The sequence below is a fragment of the Aurantiacibacter flavus genome (genome assembly GCF_039710615.1).
GTDB lineage: Bacteria > Pseudomonadota > Alphaproteobacteria > Sphingomonadales > Sphingomonadaceae > Alteraurantiacibacter > Alteraurantiacibacter flavus.
Map to the genome: position 1 here is coordinate 461,810 of NZ_JBDLBR010000002.1, position 21,317 is coordinate 483,126.

The following is a 21,317-nucleotide window of genomic DNA, read 5'->3' on the forward strand; positions in this document are numbered from 1 at the left end:
CCACGATTTCCCCCATGACCACACGCACACTCCTCCCCGCCAGCCTCACGCAGCGCCTCAATTTGCGGCTCGTGCTCGGCCTTGTTGCCGCCTTTGCCCTGGCGCTCGCTGCGGCGTTGATGGCGCAGGTTTCGGGCGATCGCGGCATTCCGCCGGTCGCCAGCTCCACCGATATCGAGGTGCGCGGGATCGAGGTGAACGTCACCGGCGACAATCCTGAAGATGCCCGCTCGAAGGGGTGGGTCGAGGCGACGCGCAAGGCATGGGAAAAGATCGACGGCCCCGAACTGCCCGATGCGCGACTCGAGTCGCTCGTCTCGGCCATCGTGGTCGAGGCGGAGAACATCGGCCCGCGTCGTTATGTTGCGCGACTGGGCGTGATTTTCGATCGTCAGCGGGCGGGGCCGCTGCTTGGTGGGGGCGGGGATCGCGCGCGGTCCGCGCCGATGCTGCTGATTCCGGTGATGATGAGCGGGGGCACAGCAACCACTTTTGAAACGCGCAATGCCTGGCAGCGCGCCTGGGCCGAATATCAGTTCGGATCGAGCGCGATCGATTATGTGCGCCCGGTTGGCTCGGGCTCCGATTCGCTGCTGCTGACCTTCGGCCAGACCGGGCGTCGCAGCCGCGCCTGGTGGAACAACCTGCTCGACCAGTTCGGCGCGGCCGACGTGCTGGTGCCGATCGCCGATCTGCGCCACGAATGGCCGGGCGGCCCCGTCGTCGGCACGTTCACGGCGCGCTACGGACCGGACGATCGCTATCTTGGCGAGTTCACAATGCGCGCCGAGAACGACGAGCAACTGCCGCGCATGTTGGTGCGCGCGGTCGAGCAGTTCAACACGATCTACACCCGCGCACTGGCGGAGGGTGCCCTGCGGCCTGATCCCACGCTTGAGCTGGACGGCTTCGAAATGACGCCCGAGATTCGCGCCCTGCTCGAAGAGGCACGCGCGGCCGAAGCTGCCGAAGCGGCGGCCGAGGCGGCGGCGGCACGGGCGCTGGCTGAAGGGGAGGTGGCTGCGCCCGAGGCGGCCGGTACTCCGGTTGCTCCGTCCACCGACACTCCCGCTGCTGCTCCGACGAGCTATACCGTCCAGATCGCCACGCCCAATGCTTCGGCCTTCGATGCGGCGCTGGGCGCGGTGCGCAGCACTCCGGGCGTGAGCGCATCGGCGGTCACCAGCACGGCCATCGGTGGCACTTCGGTGCTGCGCGTGACCTTTACGGGCAGCCTGTCGGACTTCGCTGCGGCGCTTAGGGCGCGCGGCTGGCAGGTGACCGAGGGCACGGGCGCGCTGTCGATCACGCGCTAGCCGCGCGGGAGCCCGGCCATGCAGCAGATCGCCCTTCCACTCAGCCTCCGTTCCAGCGGGCCTGCCTCCATTGTGATCGGCAATGCCAATGCGCGTGTGGCCGAAGCGCTCTCCGCGCCCGGCTCCTGGCCTTACCGCACCGCCGTGCTCACCGGCCCGCCGCGCTCGGGCAAGAGCCTGCTGGCGCGCTGGTTCGCCGACAGCGGGCAGGGCGAGGCTATCGACGATGCGCAGGAGCTGCCGGAAGATGCGATCTTCCACCGCTGGAACCGCGCGCAGGAGGCAGGCACGCAGCTGCTGATCGTGGGCGGCACCCCGCCGTGGGAGATAACCTTGCCCGACCTGCGTTCGCGGCTTGGCGCTGCCTTGCAGATCGAGATCGGCCAGCCCGACGATGCGATGGCCGCCGACCTCATCCATTCGCTGGCGCAGGAGCGCGGGCTGGCATTGGGGCCGGGCGCCGCGGACTATCTGGTGCCGCGCGCGGGCCGCTCGTGGGCCGAGCTTGAGCGGCTGGTACTGACAATCGACCGCTTGTCTCTCGAACGAAAGACCCCACCTACTCTCGGAATCTGGCGCGCCGCGCTGGAGGAAGTTAACGGTCCGCAGGAACCGCGCATGCTATGACCTTGCCCCTCGCGGGTTTTGGTGAGAAACTGGGCTGATTATGTTCGAGCGTCTGATCTCCTATCTGGACTCGGTCCGCGCGCGTGACCCGGCGCCGCGTTCGCGCTGGGAAATCCTGCTCTATCCCGGTTTCTGGGCGCTGGCGATGCACCGCGTGGCGCACTGGCTGTTTGAGGCGGAGATGTTTTTCCTCGCGCGGTTGGTGAACCATACCGCCCGCTGGATGACCGCGATCGACATCCATCCCGGTGCCACCATCGGCAAACATTTGTTTATCGATCATGGCTTCACCGTGATCGGCGAGACCGCCGTGATCGGCAACAATGTGACGATCTACCAGTGCGTGACGCTGGGCGGCACTAACCCCACCAACGGCAAGGGCGGCAAGCGCCACCCGACTCTGTCGGACAATGTCATCATCGGCGCGGGCGCGCAGATCATCGGGCCGATAACCGTGGGCGAACGCGCGCGCGTGGGCGCCAATGCAGTGGTGACCGACGACGTGCCCGAAGGGGCGACGATGATCGGGCTCAAGGCCCGCTCCACGTTGGTTCCGGCAGAGACCTGGCTGCGCGAATTCATCCCCTATGGCACCCCGTGCGAGGAGCCTTGCGAGCCCGCCCCAAGCGAGCGGGTGAAGGAGCTTGAGGACGAAGTGGCTGAACTGCGCCAGATGGTCGAGGCGATGGCGGCAGAACGCCAGCCGCACAAGGCACGCAAGAGCGGCACCGACTGCTGATGCAGCCGGGCGGCAGCGGGTCCACCATCGTTCCATTTCCGGGCGGGCGTCAGCCGCAGCAGGTCGGTTTCGACCGACTTGAACTCGCCCGCATCCTCGATCTTTATGGACGCATGGTCGCGGCGGGCGAATGGCGCGACTATGCGATGGATTTCTCGAAAGACTGCGCGAGCTTTGCCGCCTTCCGCCGCACTGCGGACGTGCCGCAGATGCGGATTGAGAAACGCCCGGCGTTGCGCCAGCGACAGGGCATGTGGGCGCTGTTTGGCGAACACGGGCAGGTGCTCAAGCGCGGCCACGAGTTGGCCGGTGTGCTTGCCCCGCTCGAACGGCGGCTGGTGAAAGCGGTGGAGAACTAGGCCAGCTTTTCGAGTGCCGGGATCAGGTGATCGAAATGCTCGATCATCACGTCGCCGCCCAGTTCGCTCACCGGCACATCGTGATAGCCGAAGCTCAGCGTCACAACCGGCACCTCGGCATTGCGTGCGGCGCGCACGTCATAAGTCGAATCGCCCACCATCGCGGCGCGAGTGCCACCGCAGTCCTTGATCGCTGCCAGCAGCATGTCGGGCTGGGGCTTGGAGCAATCAGGGCCGCAGGTGTCGCCGCCATAGATCGCGGTGAAGTGGTGCGTCATGCCGAGAGCATCGAGCAACTGGCGTGCTGGCTTCTCAAGCTTGTTGGTGCACACCGCCAGCTTGCAGCCCTTCGCGGCGAGGCCATCGAGCGTGGCGATCACTCCGTCAAACGGCACGGTGTTATCGGCGATATGCGCCCAATAATGCTTGAGCAGCACGTCGGTCAGCTCGGCCATGCGCTCTTCGCTTGGCTGCTCGCCCTTGGCTTCCAGCGCGCGCCGCAGCATCAGCGCTGCACCGCCGCCGATAAAATTGCGAATCTCGCTTTCGGCGATGGGTCCGTGCCCGGCATAGACCAGCGCGTGATTGACTGCCGGGGCAAGGTCACGGTTGGAATCGACAAGGGTGCCGTCGAGGTCGAACAGGATGGTGTCGAAAGGAAAGTGGCTCATGGGCAGGTCATGTGGCGAAGGCCGGTGGAAACCGCAATGGTTTGGTGGCATGGCCGCCGATAAGGAGAAAGCTACATGACGTCGATCGCCGCCATTGTTCTCGCCGCCGGCAAGGGCACGCGCATGAAGAGCGCGCGCCACAAGGTGCTGCACGAGATTGCCGGACGTGCGATGATCGAGCACCTGCTCGCCAGCGTCGAGGCGCTAGGACCGGAGCGGCTTGTCACCGTGGTCGGCGAGGCGCGCGAACAGGTGCGGCAGAAGCTGGGCGAGCGCTCGGCCTTCGCGGTGCAGGAGCCGCAGCTGGGCACAGGCCATGCGGTGCAACAGGCGCAAGATGCGCTGGCCGGGTTCAAGGGCATCGTGCTGGTGCTCTATGGCGACGTTCCTTTCGTGCGCACCGCCACGATGCAGGCGATGATCGCGCGGCTTGAGGCCGACGATGCCCCCGCCGCCGTGGTGCTCGGGTTCGAGCCTGACGATGCGCTGCGCTATGGCCGGGTCATTGCGGATGAGGCGGGAGCGATCTCCAAGATGGTCGAATACAAGGACGCGAGCGAGGATGAGCGCGCCTGCACCCTGTGCAATTCGGGCTTGCTTGCTGCTCGGGCGGACGAGCTGTTCGCGCTGCTCGCGCGGGTCGGCAACGACAATGCGCAGGCCGAGTTCTACCTGCCCGATATCGTCAACATTGCGATTGCCGATGGTCGCCCCTGCGCGGTCGTCACCACCGATACGCCTGACGAGGTCGCCGGGATCAACAGTCGCGCCGAACTCGCTGGCGCCGAGGCGCAGTGGCAGCAACTGAAGCGCGAGGAGGCCATGGCCGAGGGCGTGACCCTGCGCGCGCCCGAAACGGTATTCTTCAGCTGGGATACCGAGATCGCCGCCGACGTAGTGGTCGAGCAAAACGTGGTGTTTGGGCCGGGCGTGAGGATCGCCAGCGGGGCGCGCATCCGCGCTTTCTCGCACCTCGAAGGCGCCAGCGTGGGCGAGGATGTCGAGGTCGGCCCCTATGCCCGGTTGCGCCCCGGTGCCAGGCTGGAAGCGGGCAGCAAGGTGGGCAACTTCGTCGAGATCAAGAACGCGACGCTCGGTGCAGGCGCCAAGGCCAATCACCTTACCTATCTCGGCGATGCCACGGTGGGCGAGGGCGCCAACATCGGCGCGGGCACCATCACCTGCAACTATGACGGCTATTTCAAGCATCAGACTACTATCGGCCCGCGCGCCTTCGTCGGCTCGAATTCGGCGTTGATCGCTCCGGTGACGATTGGCGCGGACGCGATTGTCGCGGCGGGCAGCGCGGTCAGCCGCGATGTGGCCGACGGCGAATTGCGTATGGTCAGGGCGGAACAGTTGGTGAAGCCGGGCTGGGCGGACCGCTTCCACGACGCGATGAAGAAGAAAAAGAAGGATGCTTCGGGCAAGTAATATGGCGAGACCGGCAGGTTCGACGTTTCGGCTGGTTCTTGCAAGCAGCCTTGCGGTATTTCTGGTCGGCGCTTGCTCGGGCGAGGCGGACCAGCCTGTAGCCATTGCGTCGCAGGCTTCGTCGCATGCCGCTGCGGCTACGGCGGAGGAGGGCCCGGATGATGGCCGCGTTGCGCTTGCTGCCGATGCGAAGGCGGAGAACGCGACAACGCTGTGCAGCGCCGAGGAAGCACAGATATTCAGCTGCACGGTGCGCGGCGGCAAGATCGCATCGGTATGCCTGGCCAATGGCGCTGACGGCGAATTCGCGCAGTATCGCTTCGGGCGTCCGAGCGCCGAGCCGGAGCTGGTCTTTCCGACCGAAGCCAGCGAAAAGATCGAATGGGCCTCGGTACCCTATTCGGGGGGTGGTGAAGCGCAGTTGAGTTTCGCCGTGGGCGATGTGCGGTATGTGGTTTACAGCAAGGTCGTGCGAACAAACTTTACCGCGGGCGAAACCAACGATCCGGCGATTTCCGATGGGATCGTTGTTCTGCGTTCGGGCAAGGTCGAGAGCGCGTTTGCCTGCGATGGCACCGCGCTCAAGCCGGTTGATGTCAATGTGGCTGATGCCCATCTTGCCAAGGCGGATGATCTGTTCACCTATGATACCGAATAGGCGGCCTCGGATGAGGGCAAAATCGAAACGATTTTGCTGCTAATCTGCGTTCAGTTGCCCACTATTTCAGAGGTTTGGAGTTTTCGAATGTGCGGAATTATTGGCATCGTGGGCAATCAGCCGGTCGCCCCGCGGCTGGTCGAGGGGCTGCGGCGGATGGAGTATCGCGGCTATGACAGCGCCGGTGTATGCACCTATGACGATGGCCGACTGATCCGCCGCCGCGCCCAGGGCAAGCTTATGAACCTCGTCGCCGAGCTGGAGCGCAATCCGGCGCCGGGCACGGTCGGCATTGCCCACACCCGCTGGGCCACCCACGGCGCACCCACCGAGAGCAACGCCCATCCGCATGCCACGCCGCACGTTGCGCTGGTGCACAACGGGATTATCGAAAACTTCCGCGAACTGCGCGAGGAGCTGCGCGGCACCGGGCGCACCTTTGAGAGTGAGACCGACACCGAGGTTGTCGTTCATCTGGTCAGTCGCGAAATCGAGGCCGGCAAGACCCCGCAGGAAGCGGTGCAGACTGTCCTCCCGCGTCTGCGCGGAGCCTTCGCGCTGGCAATCCAGTTCTGCGACTACCCCGATCTGCTGATTGGCGCCCGGCTCGGGTCGCCGCTGGTGGTGGGCCATGCCGACGGCGAGACGTATCTCGGCTCCGATGCGCTGGCGCTCGCGCCGCTGACGCAGGACATCACCTATCTCGAAGAGGGCGACTGGGTGGTGGTTACCGGCGAGGGCGCGCAGATATTCGACGCCACAGGCGCTGAGGTCGAACGCGAGCAGACCCGCTCGGGCGCTTCGGCTGCCGCGATCGAGAAGGGCAACTATCGCCACTTCATGCAGAAGGAGATCTTCGAGCAGCCGACCGTGGTCGCACAGACGCTGCGGAGCTATCTGCGCCCTGTGGAGCAAAAAGTCGCCCTGCCGCAGATCGATTTCGACATTTCGGCGGTTAACCGCGTGACCATCGTCGCCTGCGGCACCTCCTACTACGCCGGGATGGTGGCGAAGTACTGGTTCGAACAGTTTGCGCGGGTGCCGGTCGATATCGATTTCGCCAGCGAGTTTCGCTACCGTGAGCCGGTGCTCGAGGATGGCGGGCTGGCGCTGTTCATTTCGCAGAGCGGCGAAACGGCCGATACGCTGGCGGCGCTCAAGCACTGCAAGGCCGAGGGGCAGGTCATCGCCGCCGTGGTCAACGTGCCGACCAGCTCGATGGCGCGCGAGGCTGATCTGTTGTTGCCGACCCACGCTGGGCCGGAAATCGGCGTCGCTTCGACCAAGGCCTTTACCTGCCAGCTGGCCGTGCTTGCCGCGCTCGCCGCGCACTTCGCGGTGAAGAAGGGACGGCTCGATGCTTCCGAAGAGGCCGAGATCGTGCGCCACCTGCTCGAAGCGCCTGCCGCGCTCAATGCCGCGCTTGACCATGACGAGACGATTGCCGCGATGGCCCACCTCGTCGCCCCGGCGCGTGACGTGCTCTATCTCGGGCGCGGGCCGGACTTCCCGCTGGCCTTGGAGGGGGCGCTAAAGCTCAAAGAGATCAGCTACATACATGCCGAGGGCTATGCTTCCGGGGAGATGAAGCACGGGCCGATAGCCCTGATCGATGACAAGGTGCCGGTAATCGTGCTGGCCCCCTCGGGTCCGCTGTTCGAGAAGACCGTTTCGAACATGCAGGAAGTGCAGGCACGTGGCGGTCAGGTGATCCTGATCTCCGACGAGGAAGGCATTGCCGAAGCTGGGGAGGGCTGCATCGCCACGATCCCGATGCCGAAGGTGCACCCGTTGATCGCTCCGCTGGTCTATGCCGTGCCGGTTCAGTTGCTTGCCTATCACGTCGCCTGTGCCAAGGGGACGGATGTCGATCAGCCGCGAAACCTCGCCAAATCGGTAACTGTCGAATAGACGCATTTTGTCTCTTCACGGGGCCAGTGCTTTACTGGGTACTAACCAATTGCCAGCTATTGGCAGGGCGTGAATGACGGGCATTCCGATTTGCCGAAACTACCGCTGCGGTTGAGTCCGCCGCAAGTTCTGGGCTTCAAGGACACCGCAGAGGGTGACTGGTCTCGCCTGCGTAGTCTGCAGTACTCCACGTTGCATAAGGAAGCGATTCTTCGTGCGGTCGCCAGCGTCGGGGCTTCGCTGGTGGCGATTTCCATCTACGCGCAACATGTAAGCATCATGCTGCTGGCCTTGTGGGGTTTCGCGCAGCTGGTTGCGACGTTGAATCTTCTCCGGATCGAGCAGAAGTTCGCTCATCTTGATGGTCGGCACATGAAGCGCAGCGAGTTTTGCGGCCACATGCTGGCCGTCGGCGCGCTGGCCAGCTTGTGGAGCTTCGCCTTGCTGGCATTCGTGCCGGCGGGACAGATGGTTGATCATTTCGCGTTGTGGGCAATCGTTGCCATGCTCGTGGCGGGCGCTTCCGCGACGTTGAATTCCGCTCCCGCCGGGCCGGCGCTGTTCGGCTTCGTGACAGGGATTGCGGGTACGATATCGTTCGCCCTGGCCGGCGAGTGGTATTTCGTGGTGGTCTGCGCGGCCTTTGCCGGAATCGCCGTCGGCAGCGCTATTTCGACGGGCAGCGTGTTCCTCGCCGCGCGAATCGCGGAGGTTGGGGTGGCGGAAAAGAGCGAGGTGGTGTCGCTGCTCTTGCGCGAGCACGAAGCCAACGACGCCGACTGGCTGTGGCAGATCGACATCAACCGCAAGGTTCGCTCTCCTTCTCCGCGCTTTGCCTATGCGCTCGGTCGCGATCGCGCAGTGGTGGAGGGCGAGAGCCTATTGCGCCTGATTGCGGGCGACATCACGGGTGACGTCAGCGAAGACGAGGGGCTACGCGAACTGGCCGAAAGCCTGAAACGACGCGCAACATTTTCCGACCTGCTGGTGCGGGTACAGGTGCCCGATGGCCGTCGCTGGTGGCAGCTCTCGGGCGCTCCCATTCTTGATGAGAAGGGCAATTTCCGCGGTTTTCGTGGCGTCGGTTCGGACGTAACGGCGCAGCGCGATCGCGACGAGAAAATCGCCTACCTTGCGCGCTACGACACGCTTTCGGGCCTCCCCAATCGCCTGATGCTGACCGAGGCGCTGGGCGATGCGTTGCGTTATTGCGAGCAGTGGAAGTCGCGCTGTGCGTTCCTGATGATCGATCTCGACCGCTTCAAGTCGATCAACGATTCGCTCGGCCACCAGATGGGCGACCGGCTGCTGGCCAAGGTTTCGCAGCGCTTGGCTTCGGTGCTGGGCGAGGGCGAGATGTGCGGCCGTCTCGGTGGCGACGAGTTCGCTGTGGTGATCCGCGATGCCGGCAAGATAGGCAATGTGGAGCGGATCTGCGAGGCGATCATCACCAGTCTTTCGAAGCCTTACAACCTCGACCACCACACGCTGTTCATCGGCGCCAGTGTCGGTTCCGCGATCGGACCGCGCGATGGATCGAGCGTTGAGACGCTGATGCGCAATGCCGACCTCGCGTTATATCGGGCGAAGGACGAGGGCGGCAATGTTCACTTCAGTTATGTGCCTTCGCTCCATGCCGAGGCCGAGGAGCGGCGGGTGCTCGAGGGCAGCCTGCGCCGGGCCATCGCCAACAACGAGTTGCAGCTCAACTTCCAGCCGGTGGTCGACGCCAACAGCGAGGATGTGGTCAGCTTCGAAGCGCTGTTGCGCTGGAACAGCGCCGAGCACGGCATGGTCAGCCCGGCCAAATTCATCCCGCTCGCCGAAGACACGCGCCTGATCGTTCCCATTGGCAACTGGGTGTTGCACAACGCCTGCCAGGAGGCGGTCAAATGGCCAGTCCAGGTCAGGATCGCCGTCAATGTTTCGGGCGAGCAGCTGCTCGAACCCGATTTTGCCGATGAAGTGGTGCGTGCACTTGCCGATTCTGGCCTGTCGCCGCAGCGGCTTGAGGTGGAGGTCACCGAAAGCGTATTCCTGCGCGACGGGCGCACCGCGCGCGAGACACTGGAGAAAATTCTGGCGCTCGGCTGCACGGTAGCGCTCGACGATTTCGGCACCGGTTACAGCTCGCTCGGCTATCTGCGTTCGCTGCGCTTCTCAACCATCAAGGTCGATCGCAGCTTCGTGCTCGGGGCGAGCGAGGGCAGCCAGGAAAGCGTGGCGATTATCAATGCCGTGGTCGCCATGGCCCGGAGCCTCAACATGACCACCACCGCCGAGGGTGTGGAGGACAAGGAACAGGCGCGCATGATCCGCGATCTTGGCTGCAACAAGATCCAGGGCTACTACTTCGGGCGACCCATGGTGGCCGAGGATGCACGCAAGTTGCTGCGGATGAAGCGCGAGGCGGCGTAGCTTGTCTTTCGATCGCCCATCCGGGCGATCGTCCTCGGTGCTGATCTCTCCACTACGTTTCGGGGCACCTGCGGGCGCGCTTGCGGCCCCGAAGGGGCCGTTTGCCGGTCGGCGGCCTGCTTGTGTTGGCGCTTAGGCGACCGCGAGGTTCGCGAAAATGCTCTCGAACATGGCGCGGCCATCGCTTCCGCCTTGCGCATCCTCGATGGCGCGCTCGGGGTGCGGCATCATGCCGAGCACGTTGCCCGCCTCGTTCAGCACGCCGGCAATATCGCGCTGCGAGCCATTGCAGGTCTCGCCATAGCGTAACGCCACCCGGCCTTCGCCTTCGATCCGGTCAAGCGTCGCGGCATCGGCGAAATAGTTGCCATCGTGGTGGGCAACCGGGATGCGGATCGTCGATCCGGCCTCATAGCCGCGGGTGAACAGGCTCTCGCCGTTCTCGACTGTGAGCGGTACGGTGCGGCAGATGAAGGTTTGCCCCGCATTGCGCATCAGCGCGCCCGGTAGCAGCCCTGCCTCGGTCAGCACCTGGAAGCCGTTGCACACGCCAAGCACAGGCACGCCGCGCCCTGCCGCCGCCGCCACGCTGCGCATGATCGGGCTGTTGGCCGCCATCGCGCCCGAGCGCAGATAGTCGCCATAGGAGAAGCCGCCGGGCAGGGCGATGAAGTCAAGCCTGTCGGGCAGCTCGGCATCGCCGTGCCAGACGCGCAGCGGCGCGGTACCCGAAACCTGTTCGATCGCCACCGCCATGTCGCGGTCGCAGTTCGAGCCGGGAAAGGTGACGACTGCGGCGCGCATCAGGCGGCAACCTTCTCAATGCGGTAGTTCTCGATCACCGTGTTGGCGAGCAGCTTCTCGCACATCTCGACCAACGCCTCGTCGGTGGTGCTATCGGCCACTTCCATCTCGATCAGGCGGCCGATGCGCACGTCCTCGATGCCGGTAAAGCCGAGGCCATCGAGCGCATGGTGCACGGCGCGACCTTGCGGATCGAGAACACCGGGCTTGAGGCTGACATGGATGCGGACTTTCATGGCTCTACTCGCGAATGGGATTTCGGACCGGGTGTGACCGGCCTATGGCTATTGCCGCGCCCGCGCACAAGAGGCGAGGTCGCTCCAGCCACAACAGTTTATTACAATTGCTCCGTTGTGCCGACAGTTCGCGGGTTCTACCACGAATGGCATCCAAACATGGAGGGTCGTATGAGCCAGTTGCACAAGAGCACCATCTCAGGGACCGGAGAGCGATTGAAGGGGCGGCCCCATCTATCGGCACGGGCTCGGCGGCAGAAGCTGTGGCTGGACGTGCACCGCTGGCTTGGCATAATCCTGCTTATCCCGATGGCGGTGCTGGGCGTGACCGGCTCGGCGCAGGTCTGGCCCGAGGAAACCGAGGCATTGCTCAACCCTGCGCGCGAGGTGACGGCCAGCGCCGATCCCGCAGCGCTGACCACGAACCACGTGGCAGCTGCACGTGCCGGTGCGAGCGACTATGGCCCGCTCACCGCAATCGAGATCGGTGATGTCGGCACTCCGCTGGTGGCGCGCACTGCGCCCTATGCCGAGCCGCTGCACGGCATTGCCGGGCCGGTTTCGCGGCTGATCTATGTCGACCCCGAGAGCGCGCAGGTGATCGACAGCGCCCCTTCTTCGGGCAGCTTCATGTGGTACATGCATTTTATCCACGGCCTGTTCCTGATCCCCGATGGTGGACGACAGGTGGTCGGCTGGATGGGTTGGTTCCTGCTGGTGTCTGCGGTGACGGGGCTGGTGGTATTCTGGCCTGGCAAGGGCCGCATCTTGGCCGCGTTGCGCTGGCGCAAGCGCGATGGCAAGGCGCTGAACCTGCACCGGCAATCTGGCTTCCTCCTGTCGTTGGTCATCATTGTCGAAGCGGTGACGGGAGCGTGGATCTCCTTTCCGCAGGCAATGGCCGCGCTGGTCGAGCCGGGTGTCGAGCAACCGCAACGCCGCCGCCCGCCGCCGCCCGGTGGCGATGGCGCACCGCTGGCGGTAAGCGACGAGGCCTGGCTGGCCGCGCTCGGCGAAGCGCAGATTGCGTTTCCCGGTCGCCCGACGGCCATCGTAGCGCCCACCAGGCGTCAGGGCGCATGGCAGGTGGAACTGACAGGCGAGGGCGTCGATGGCACGGTCAGCGTACCCGCCGATGGCGGCGAAGTGACAGTCGAGGAACGCGCGCAACGCGCAGGTCCGCCGCCGCCGAGCACTCGTGCGGGCGCGATCGCGACGGTCATGCGGCAGCTGCACTATGCCACCATTGGCGGTATCGTCTGGCAATTGCTGGTGTTCCTGAGCGGGTTCGCCCTAACCTTCCTCGCTGTCTCGGGCATCTACACCTGGGGCAAGCGCAAGCTGAACTGCTAGGGAGTCATTCGGTCGGGCGCGGCATCACTGCGATTTCAAGCCGCTCGTCGGGCATGAGGAAGCGTTGCGCCGTAGCGGTGAGATCGGCGGGCGTGAGCGCGGCAATCTTGTCGCGCCCGGTCAGGAACCGCTCGGTCCGCCAAGGCTCGGACTGGACCTCGTCGGCGATCTGCAGCCAGCCGTCGTTGGTGTCGAGCAGGTTGTCGTAGGCCTCCAGCATTGGCTGGCGCGCGCGCAGCAACAGGTCTTCGTCGGTCCCGCCATCGCGCAGCTTGGCCAGCGTTTCCAGCATGGCCTCGCGCGCTTCGTCGACATGCGCGGCATTGAGCGAGGCCGAGAAGCTGAAGGTGCCGTAGCCGGGATAGGTGCGCGACTGCTCCGCATTGGCCGAGGGCGAATAGGTCTGCCCCAGTTCCTCGCGAAGCGAATCGGTCAGTGCGATCCGCGCCACCCGCTGCAACAGTTCGAGCCGGAGGTTGGTTTCGTGATCCTTGTCGTCGGTGGTGGGCCAGATCATCGTCAGGCTGGCCTGATCGGCGGGGCCATCATGATAGACCACGCGCGGCGAACGATCCCGCGTGAAGCTGCGCGTGAGGTTCTCGGTGTAAGGCCGGAACGACGCCTCGCGCTGGGGCAGGGCGCCCAGCGTGCGAGCCACCAGCGCAATCGCGCGCTCTTCGTCGATGTCGCCGACGATGGTGAGTTCGATCGCACCGTGCTCCAGCCGGTCGGCAATATCGGCGCGCAGCTGATCGAAGGTCATGCCGAGATAAGCGTCTTCGTCCTGATAGGAGAAGCGCGGGTCGCCATCGCTGATTATGCGGCCGCGCGCGAAGCCGAGTGCTGCGGCGGGAGTGGCTGTGCGGCGCGCGAAGAAGGCGCGCACGTTCTGCCGCGACTGCGCTTCGCCTGCCGAGCGGAAGCCGGGATCGGAGATCGCGGCGGCGAACAGTTCGAGCTGCAATTCGAGATCCTCGGGCGTGGTGCCAGCACCCATCTGGAAGTGCGATTCGTTCGAGGCAAAGCCAAGCGAGACGTTGCGCCCGGCGAGGATCGAGAGCAGCTCGTCATAGCTGTGCGCGCCAAGCCCGCCCTGCGGCAGGAACGAGGCGAGCCCGGTTGCCAGCGGGTCCTCGCGGGTGTTGAGCAGGTCGCCGCCATCGAGGTTGAGCCGCAAGAGCACGCGGTCGGCCTGAAGGTCGGTGTGCTTGAGGTTGAGCATAACCCCGTTGGCGAATGTGATTTCGCGAATGCCGAGCTCGGGCACGCGCGCGTCCTTCACCACCGTGCCCGGTGTGCCGAAGTCCTGATAGGCAAACTCCGTCAGGGCTTCGTCGGCGGGCGGGCTGACCTCGCGCTCCAGGCCCTCGCTCCAGGCCGTGCGCAGCGCGTCGGCGCCGCCTTCAGGCGCGGCCTCGCCCTCGTAGCGGATCAGCGGATCGTCGAGCGGCACCACCTCGTCGCGCAAGGCCGCCAGCACCGTGTCGGGCGTGATTTCAGGGGCGTGGGCTGTGAAGCGTTCGAGCGCGCTTTCGGGCGTGGTCGGCACCTGTCCGTCGCGCAGCAGCGTGACTGCGCCGGTGACGAAGGTCGAATTGGGGCGGGTGGCCGCGCCTGCGGCATTGGCCGTGATGGCGGCACGATAGTTGGCGAGCTGCTCGGCCACTTCCGCTTCGGTGAAGCCGTAGGTCAGCGCGCGGCGATACTCTTCCTGCGCCGCCTCAAGTCCGCGCTCCCACGCACCCGAGATGGCGTAGACGGTGAGCGAGGTGGTGCGCCCTTCCTTGCCGAAGTCGCTGGTGGAGAGGCCCGCAGCGCGGAAGGGCGGATCGTCGAGCCGGGTCAGCCGTTCTAGCCGCCGGTTGATGATGTCGTAGCCGATGGCGCGCCGCAGCCGGATGCGCCGTGCCTCCTCGGTGTCGGGGCCGCCCAACCAGGGGCCATGGCGGCTGACGGTGATGCGCTGGGCGAGGGCGGGATCGAGATAGATGTCGGTCTTCCCGGCAAGGTCGAAGTCGACCGGCCCCATCGTGGCGGCTGTAGCCGGCGGTTCGGCCTGCCAGTCGCCGAAGCGCTCGCCGATCATCGCTTCGACCGTGTCGGGATCGTAGTCGCCCACCACGATCAGCGCGACGTTGTCGGGCCGATAGTTGCGGTCCCACAGCGCCCTTAACTCCGCACCAGTTGCCGCGCTTACCGTTTCAGGTAGACCGCCGGGAAAGCGCTCCGCCATGGCAGAACCGGGATAGCTGAAGGCAAGCGAATCCTTGGCCGAGCGCAGCTGATAGGTATCGCGCACCGAGATTTCGGAGAGGATGATCCCGCGTTCGCGTTCGACCGCTTCTTCATCGAAGGTAAGCTCGCTCGCAGTTTCGCGCATCAGCATCAGCGCGGTGTCGAGCAGCGCGGTGTCGTTGCGCGGGAGGTCGAGCCGGTACAGCGTGGTGTCGAACCCGGTCGAGGCATTGGTGTCGGCCCCGAAGGCCAGCCCCTCGCGCTCGAGCAGCTTGACCATCTCGCCTTCGGGAAGATTGGTCGAGCCGTTGAAGGCCATGTGCTCGATATAGTGCGCCCAGCCTTGCTGTTCCTCGGTCTCCGCGGCGGAACCGAAATCCACCCACAGCTGCACCAGCCCCTGTTCGGGCGGGGTGGCATTGGGACGGATGATGTAACGCATGCCGTTGGGTAGGACGCCGGTACGATAGGCAGGGTCTTTCGGCAGGTCGCTTGCGGCAAAGGGCCACGGGTCGGCCGCATCGATCGCCGGCGCGTCGATCGCATATTCGGGGGCCTGCGCAGCCGCCGGAGCGGTGATGGCAAGTGAGAGGGCGAGCGCGGGAGTGAGCGTCGCGAGAAGCCGCGCGCGATAGGCAGGACGTTTCATTGCCCCACCTTGTGGCGGCAATGAGCTGAACCTGCAATGATTGCCCAACGACAGCGCCAGGGGCGCTTACTTCTTCGGTTTGCCCGGTGTCGGCCGCATGCGCGAGCGCATCGCGTTCATGTCTACCACTTCGCCCGGACCGTTGTCGTCGTCCTGTAGCAGGCCGAGGCGGCGGGCGACCTCCTGATAGGCCTCCTGCTCGCCGCCCATGTCGCGGCGGAAGCGGTCCTTATCGAGCTTCTCGTTCGTCTCGAAATCCCAAAGGCGGCAGTTGTCGGGGCTGATCTCGTCGGCGAGGATCACGCGGCTGTAGTCGCCGTCGAAGATGCGCCCGAACTCGAGCTTGAAGTCGACCAGGCGGATACCGATTGCGGCGAACATCCCGCACATGAAATCGTTGATGCGGATGGCCATCGCGGCAATGTCCTGCATCTCTTCGGGGCCGGCCCAGTTGAAGCACGCGATGTGCTCCTCGGCCACCATGGGGTCGTTCAGCTCGTCGCTCTTGAGATAGTACTCGATCAAGGTGTGCGGCAGCGGCTCGCCTTCCTCGATCCCGAGGCGCTTGGAAATCGACCCGGCGGCCACGTTGCGCACCACCACCTCGAGCGGGATGATCTCCACCTGCCGCACCAGCTGCTCACGCATGTTCAGGCGGCGGATAAAATGGGTGGGAATGCCGATGTGGGCCAGCCGTGTGAACACGTGCTCGCTGATGCGGTTGTTGATCACGCCCTTGCCGTTGATCGTGCCCTTTTTGGCGGCGTTGAAGGCGGTGGCGTCATCCTTGAAGTACTGGATCAGCGTGCCCGGTTCGGGGCCTTCATAGAGGATCTTGGCCTTGCCTTCGTAGATCTGGCGGCGACGGGACATGGGGCAAACCTCGTGGTTGAAGAACAATGTCTGCGAACAAAAGCGAGCGCCCCGGCGAACGAAGACCCTTGTGTCTCCGCATCAGCCGGGGCGCGAAGCGGCACCCTATACACGCGGCTTGGCGCTCTGGCAATTGCGGCTTAGCGCCCTTGCGGCTAGGCGGCTGCGATCTATCAGGGGGTAAGCAATGAGATATTCACGCAAGGTCGCGATGGCGGCTGCTCTCTCTATCGGCCAGTTTGCCGCACCGGCGTTGGCACAGAGCGACGACACAGGCGACGGAGACGATGTCATCGTGGTCACCGTGAAGAACGAGCAGACCGCGCTGATCGACTATCCGGGTGCGGTCACCGCCATTGACCAAGGCGAGCTTCAGGCCCGCGCCATCGCCGATATCTCGCAGCTTTCTTATGCTGCACCGAACGTTGCGCTCGATACCGTGGGTACGTTCAAGGGCGTGGCGAACTTCTCGATCCGCGGGCTTGGCATCAATTCCTCGATCGCCTCGATCGACCCGGCGGTGGGCCTGATCGTCGACGGGGTCTATCTCGGCATCAATGGCGGCACGGTGTTCGATACTGTCGACCTGGCACGGGTCGATATCCTGCGCGGACCGCAGGGCGTGGCTTTCGGGCGCAACGTCACCGGCGGCGCGGTGCTGGTGGAAACCGGCGATCCGACCGACGAGTGGGAAGGGCATGCGCGCCTTGCTTACGAGGGGCCGGTCGATTCGGGCCGCGGCGCGGGCATGTGGAGCGCGCGCGGCGTGGTCTCCGGGCCGCTCACCGAAGCGGTGGCGATCCGGGTGGCCGCCCTGCACAGCGACGATGCGGGCTATTTCAAGAACCAGTTCGACGGCAGCAACTTCGGCAAGACCGAAACCACCGTGCTGCGCGGTGCGATCCGCGCCCGGCTCAGCCAGACCTTCACTCTGACCACCAAGGGCGAATATACCAAGATCATCGGTGAAGGCGCGGCGGCGCACAACAACGGCCTGTTCGCGCGCGATTCGTTCGGGCTTTCGATCGACGAGCGTGGCCGCCACGACAGCGAGACGGGCTTCGTGGTCGCGCGCGCAGAGCTTGAGCTGGGCGAGGGCAAGCTCACCAATATCTTCGGCTGGCGCTCTTACGATGTGTTCACCCGCAACGACATCGACAGCTCGCCCAATCCGATCTTCTCCTCGGACACGCTTACCACTCAGGAGCAGTTCTCGAATGAGCTGCTGTATTCGCTCGACAAGGAAGGGTGGCGCCTGTCGACGGGCGGATACTGGTTCACGCAGGATGTCGGCTACGACGAGATCCGCAATCTTGCCACGCCGCAATTCGGCGGCGGCAAGCAGACCCACGACGTGTTCGGCCTGTTCGGCCAACTGGGATTCGATCTGACCGAGCGGCTGACGCTCACCGCAGGCCTGCGCTGGTCGCGCGAGGTGAAGGATGCGCAGGTGACCTATGTCCGTCCGCGCGCCGAGTGTTCGGTGATCGCGGGCACCTGTCCTATCACCGGCCTGCGCGTGCCCGGCGAGAACAACGGCTTTGCCGACAAGCGCGCGTGGGAGAACTGGTCGCCCAAGCTCGTCGCCAGCTATGCTGCGAGCGACAACGCGCAGGTCTATGCAAGCTGGGCGCGCGGCTATCGGTCGGGCGGCTACAACTTCCGCATCACCCAGCCGGCCTCGTTCGAGGAGGTAGCCGCCGCGCTCGGCTCGCCCGCCTATGACGAGGAGCGGGTCGATACCTTCGAGCTGGGCGCAAAGTGGCAATCGCCAGACCGAGCGGTATTTGTGCAGGGTGCGCTGTTCCGTAGCGAGGTCGATAACATGCAGCGCGAAGTCGTGGTGAGCAGCCCCACTTCTGGTCTGGCGCAGTCGGTCTACAACACGGCGGATGCGCGCATTACCGGATTCGAGGGCGAAGTCACGGTCCGCGCGGCGCCGGGCTTCGATCTGGCCGCCAATGTCGGCTTTACCGATGCCGACTATGTGCGCGTGTTCTACGACATCTCGGGCGATGGCATGATCGACGCCGCCGATCTCGCGCTCGAACTGCCGCGCGCGCCGCGCTGGACTTACGGCGGCAGCCTCTCCTACGAGGCCGACCTGTGGGGCGACAAGTTCGTGCGCGCCTTCGCGACCTTCCAGCACCGCGACCGCTTCGCCTATTCGGACAACAATTTTGGCTACAACGACGCCGCCGACCGGGTTGACGCTTCGCTCGCCTTCGGGTGCCGCACCTGCGGGATCACGCTGAGCTTGTTCGGGCGCAACCTGCTCGACGAGGTGCAGTTCGGTGCCGATGCGGGTCTGCCGTTTTCGGGTGGGCCGTTTTCCGATGGCGACAACCGTCCGTTCGATCCGAGCCCGGCGCAGGGCACCTTCTCGCCGATGGCCAAGGGCCGTGTGCTGGGTGTGGCGCTCGACGCCGAGTTCTGACCGCTTCGGCTAGGTTTCAACGCAAAGAAAAACGGCGGGGAGCGATCCCCGCCGTTTTCGTATTCGGTGGCGCAGGCAGGGCCTAGAGGCCAACGATGCCGTCTGCGTCGCGCGTGACCACGACCACGGCCGAGCGCGGACGGCCCGAGGTGGTGCCGCCCTGGCTTTGCGGCCAGTTGCTGGTCGGCGCGTCGTAGGTGCCGCGCTCGCCGGGGTGCTGGATGCCGACGAACAGCGTGCGGCCATCGGGCGTGGTGTCCACACCGGTGATCTCGCACTCCACCGGCCCGACGAGGAAGCGCTTGAGCGTCGCCGCCGTGGCATCGGCACCGGCAATGGTCGTCTGCTGGGCGGTCGCGCCGGTCGAATCCATGTTGGTGATCGTGACATTGCCGCCATCGCCCACCTGGCCCGGCAGTGCGGCCAGCATCATGCAGTTGCTGCGATCGGTCATCGCGCCGTCGTCGGTCTGGATCCACAGCAACGGGTTGATCTGACCTGCCGCATTCTGCGCGCGCGAGAACCACAGGCCATCGGGGCTTGAGAAGTCGTTATCAGCGGTCAGCCCGGAAATGTTGACGTTGGCATCGGCATCGGCCGAGTCAGCGCCGAACAGATAGATATCCCAGGCAAAGCCGGTTGCCGCGCCGTCGTCACCCGCTTCGCGCAGGCGGATGATGTGGCCGTTGGGGTTGCCGTACTGGTCCTTTCCGTCCTTCGGGTCGTTGTAGTGACGCGGGTTTGCCGCATCGGTATCGTTCAGCGGACGGTTCGAGGCGTTGTTGTTGGTAAGCGTGAGGTAGACCTCGCCGGTGACCGGGTTCACCGCGGTCCACTCCGGGCGGTCCATCGGGGTTGCGCCGAGCGCGTCAGCCGCAAGGCGCGGGTTGACGAGGATGTCCGCCTGACTCTCGAACACATATTCGGGGAAGCCACCGGTCGCTGGACGGTTTGGCACCTGGCCGAAAACCAGCGGCAGCCATGCGCCGGTGCCATCGGCAGCGAACTTGGCGACATAGAGCGTGCCGTTGTCGAGATACTTGTCACCCACGGCGAGACGGTCGCTGGCGTTCTCGTCGGCGGCGTCCCAATTGGTGGCCGAGACGAACTTGTAGAGGTATTCGCGGCGCGAATCGTCACCCATGTAAACGGTGACCTTCTTGCCCGGCGTCAGCTTGCCCATCCACGCGCCTTCGTGGCCGAAGCGCCCCAGCGCGGTGCGCTTGCGGGGCGTTGAGGAGGGGCTGTAGGGATCGATCTCGACCACCCAGCCGAACTGGTTGGGCTCGTTGCGATAGTCCTCGGTCGCGGAACCGGTTCCGGCGCGGGCATCCCAACGGGTAAAGATGTCCTGCGTGGGCGTGGCGCTCGACCACGAGTAGTTGCCGTTGCTGCTGCGAACGCCGTAGCGGGCGAGCGCGGTCTGCTCGCGCGCGCTGCGGTTGGCTTCATCCGATTCCACACCCGAGTTGGGGCGCTTGAAATAGCCCGCCCAGTTTTCTTCGCAGGTCATGATCGTGCCCCAGGCGGCATAGCCGTTGGCGCAGTTGTTGATCGTGCCGCGACCGGCGGTGCCGGCGGGCGAGAACTTGGTCTTGAGGTAGTCGGTGCCGGCGACCGGGCCATTGAAGGTGGTCGGCGTGTTCGGGGTCACACGGCGGTTGAACGCGCTGTTCTGCTCGTAGGACCAGGCGCCGTTTCCATCGTCGCTCACTTCGACGAAGCTGAGGCCGTGGCACTCGATCTCCTTGATGGCTTCAGCAGCAGGGCGCGGACCGCCCGAAAGGTTGGTGGGGCCGTTGGGATGCAGGTATGTCTCGGTGATGTTCTCGTGGTTCTGCACCAGAATGCCCCTTGCGCTGGCACCGTAATCACGCTGGCCAGCGGCGTTGAGGCCGAAGAAGTGCAGTGCATCGCCATGGTCGCCGATGCGCGAGGCGAAATCGGTGTCGGTGCCGTCGTTTGCATAGGCAGGCGTGCCCGCGATGATCGGATCGCCCAGCGCGGTGAGCACGCTGACTGAATAGCCTGTGGGGACAGTGACAACGTCGTCGAGGTTCTTGGCCACCGCGTCGAAGTTGAGCGCGGCCGGGCTGACGGTGACAACGGTTTCGTCGCTCTTCAGGCCGTTCTCGGCCGAGAAACGGAAGGTGAGCGGGGTGGCCGAAGCGACGGCAGGCGCCACGAAGGTGGCCGTGTTCTGGTCGATCACAATAAGGTCGACTGCCACGCCGCTGACCTGCGACCAGCTGTTGCCACCGGTGCCGCCGGTGACATTGCCCTGCAGGGTAACATAGTTGCCCGAAGTGGTGGCGGCATCGGCACCCGCATTCACGGTGATCGCCGAGCCCTTGGGGGCGTCATCATCGTCGTCGAAGACGCAGGCCGAGAGTATCGCGGAGCCGAACACCGCGGCGGCACTGGCGCGCAGGCCCCCCAGCATGGTCTGCCGACGCGAGTAGCGTTCGTCGATGATAGCATTGAGCGAACGGTTGCCCGATTCGTTGGTATCGACGTCGCCGTCGCTGTAACCGATTGAGATATTGGACATTATGACCCCCATTCAGGATTGGTGTACCTGAATTAGGGGGGCATTT

At 65.0% G+C, this 21,317-nt stretch carries 16 protein-coding genes; 10 read left to right on the forward strand and 6 right to left on the reverse strand.

Features of this window, described 5'->3' with window-relative positions:
• Positions 1-14 precede the first annotated feature (14 nt).
• Genes ABDJ38_RS06795 through ABDJ38_RS06810 form a run of 4 tightly spaced genes read left to right on the forward strand, consistent with a single transcriptional unit; the run spans position 15 to position 3,041 of the window.
• Positions 15-1,316, forward strand: coding sequence for a heavy-metal-associated domain-containing protein (locus tag ABDJ38_RS06795; RefSeq protein WP_346784324.1), 1,302 nt, complete (start codon positions 15-17; stop codon positions 1,314-1,316).
• 18 nt (positions 1,317-1,334) lie between these two features.
• Positions 1,335-1,943 carry a P-loop NTPase family protein gene (locus ABDJ38_RS06800; protein ID WP_346784325.1) on the forward strand — a complete coding sequence of 203 codons (609 nt, stop codon included), beginning with the start codon at positions 1,335-1,337 and terminating at the stop codon, positions 1,941-1,943.
• A 40-nt stretch (positions 1,944-1,983) separates the two neighbouring features.
• On the forward strand, positions 1,984-2,682 hold the full coding sequence (gene epsC, locus ABDJ38_RS06805) for a serine O-acetyltransferase EpsC (RefSeq protein ID WP_346784326.1): 699 nt from the start codon (positions 1,984-1,986) through the stop codon (positions 2,680-2,682).
• Complete coding sequence (locus ABDJ38_RS06810; protein ID WP_346784327.1) at positions 2,682-3,041, forward strand: DUF2794 domain-containing protein; 360 nt, start codon at positions 2,682-2,684, stop codon at positions 3,039-3,041. The genes epsC and ABDJ38_RS06810 overlap by 1 nt, the downstream gene beginning before the upstream one ends.
• Here ABDJ38_RS06810 and ABDJ38_RS06815 read toward each other — a convergent pair.
• Positions 3,038-3,712, reverse strand: coding sequence for an HAD-IA family hydrolase (locus ABDJ38_RS06815; protein ID WP_346784328.1), 675 nt, complete (start codon positions 3,710-3,712; stop codon positions 3,038-3,040). The genes ABDJ38_RS06810 and ABDJ38_RS06815 overlap by 4 nt on opposite strands.
• A gap of 75 nt (positions 3,713-3,787) precedes the next feature.
• On the opposite strand from ABDJ38_RS06815, the gene glmU reads away from it, so the two are divergent.
• The 4 genes from glmU to ABDJ38_RS06835 all read left to right on the forward strand — a co-directional run bounded on the left by glmU (position 3,788) and on the right by ABDJ38_RS06835 (position 10,133).
• Complete coding sequence (gene glmU / locus ABDJ38_RS06820; RefSeq protein WP_346784329.1) at positions 3,788-5,146, forward strand: bifunctional UDP-N-acetylglucosamine diphosphorylase/glucosamine-1-phosphate N-acetyltransferase GlmU; 1,359 nt, start codon at positions 3,788-3,790, stop codon at positions 5,144-5,146.
• A 1-nt stretch (position 5,147) separates the two neighbouring features.
• A complete protein-coding gene (locus ABDJ38_RS06825) occupies positions 5,148-5,804 on the forward strand; it encodes a hypothetical protein (RefSeq protein ID WP_346784330.1) in 657 nt (218 codons plus the stop codon).
• Between the two features lie 87 nt (positions 5,805-5,891).
• Positions 5,892-7,715, forward strand: coding sequence for a glutamine--fructose-6-phosphate transaminase (isomerizing) (glmS, locus tag ABDJ38_RS06830; protein WP_346784331.1), 1,824 nt, complete (start codon positions 5,892-5,894; stop codon positions 7,713-7,715).
• Between the two features lie 90 nt (positions 7,716-7,805).
• Positions 7,806-10,133 carry a putative bifunctional diguanylate cyclase/phosphodiesterase gene (locus ABDJ38_RS06835; RefSeq protein ID WP_346784332.1) on the forward strand — a complete coding sequence of 776 codons (2,328 nt, stop codon included), beginning with the start codon at positions 7,806-7,808 and terminating at the stop codon, positions 10,131-10,133.
• Positions 10,134-10,265: 132 nt separating this feature from the next.
• Here ABDJ38_RS06835 and purQ read toward each other — a convergent pair whose 3' ends face one another.
• Together purQ and purS are read right to left on the reverse strand one after the other, a co-directional pair.
• Positions 10,266-10,937 (reverse strand): phosphoribosylformylglycinamidine synthase subunit PurQ, encoded by a 672-nt coding sequence (gene purQ, locus ABDJ38_RS06840; protein WP_346784333.1) that lies wholly within the window; start codon positions 10,935-10,937, stop codon positions 10,266-10,268.
• On the reverse strand, positions 10,937-11,173 hold the full coding sequence (gene purS / locus ABDJ38_RS06845) for a phosphoribosylformylglycinamidine synthase subunit PurS (RefSeq protein WP_346784334.1): 237 nt from the start codon (positions 11,171-11,173) through the stop codon (positions 10,937-10,939). The genes purQ and purS overlap by 1 nt, the downstream gene beginning before the upstream one ends.
• Positions 11,174-11,344: 171 nt before the next feature.
• On the opposite strand from purS, the gene ABDJ38_RS06850 reads away from it, so the two are divergent.
• The gene (locus tag ABDJ38_RS06850) at positions 11,345-12,526 is read left to right on the forward strand and encodes a PepSY-associated TM helix domain-containing protein (protein ID WP_346784335.1); all 1,182 of its coding nucleotides are present in this window, start codon (positions 11,345-11,347) and stop codon (positions 12,524-12,526) included.
• 4 nt (positions 12,527-12,530) lie between these two features.
• On the opposite strand, the gene ABDJ38_RS06855 is transcribed toward ABDJ38_RS06850, so the two are convergent.
• Both ABDJ38_RS06855 and purC read right to left on the reverse strand, forming a co-directional pair.
• Positions 12,531-15,410, reverse strand: a complete 2,880-nt coding sequence (locus ABDJ38_RS06855) for a M16 family metallopeptidase (RefSeq protein WP_346784336.1) — start codon at positions 15,408-15,410, stop codon at positions 12,531-12,533.
• A gap of 66 nt (positions 15,411-15,476) precedes the next feature.
• Positions 15,477-16,283: a phosphoribosylaminoimidazolesuccinocarboxamide synthase gene (purC, locus tag ABDJ38_RS06860; RefSeq protein ID WP_346784337.1), complete on the reverse strand. Its 807-nt coding sequence runs from the start codon at positions 16,281-16,283 to the stop codon at positions 15,477-15,479.
• 187 nt (positions 16,284-16,470) lie between these two features.
• Here purC and ABDJ38_RS06865 point away from each other — a divergent pair, with 187 nt between their 5' ends.
• Positions 16,471-18,720, forward strand: coding sequence for a TonB-dependent receptor (locus tag ABDJ38_RS06865; protein ID WP_346784338.1), 2,250 nt, complete (start codon positions 16,471-16,473; stop codon positions 18,718-18,720).
• Between the two features lie 82 nt (positions 18,721-18,802).
• On the opposite strand, the gene ABDJ38_RS06870 is transcribed toward ABDJ38_RS06865, so the two are convergent.
• A complete protein-coding gene (locus ABDJ38_RS06870; protein WP_346784339.1) occupies positions 18,803-21,271 on the reverse strand; it encodes a PhoX family protein in 2,469 nt (822 codons plus the stop codon).
• Positions 21,272-21,317 lie beyond the last annotated feature (46 nt).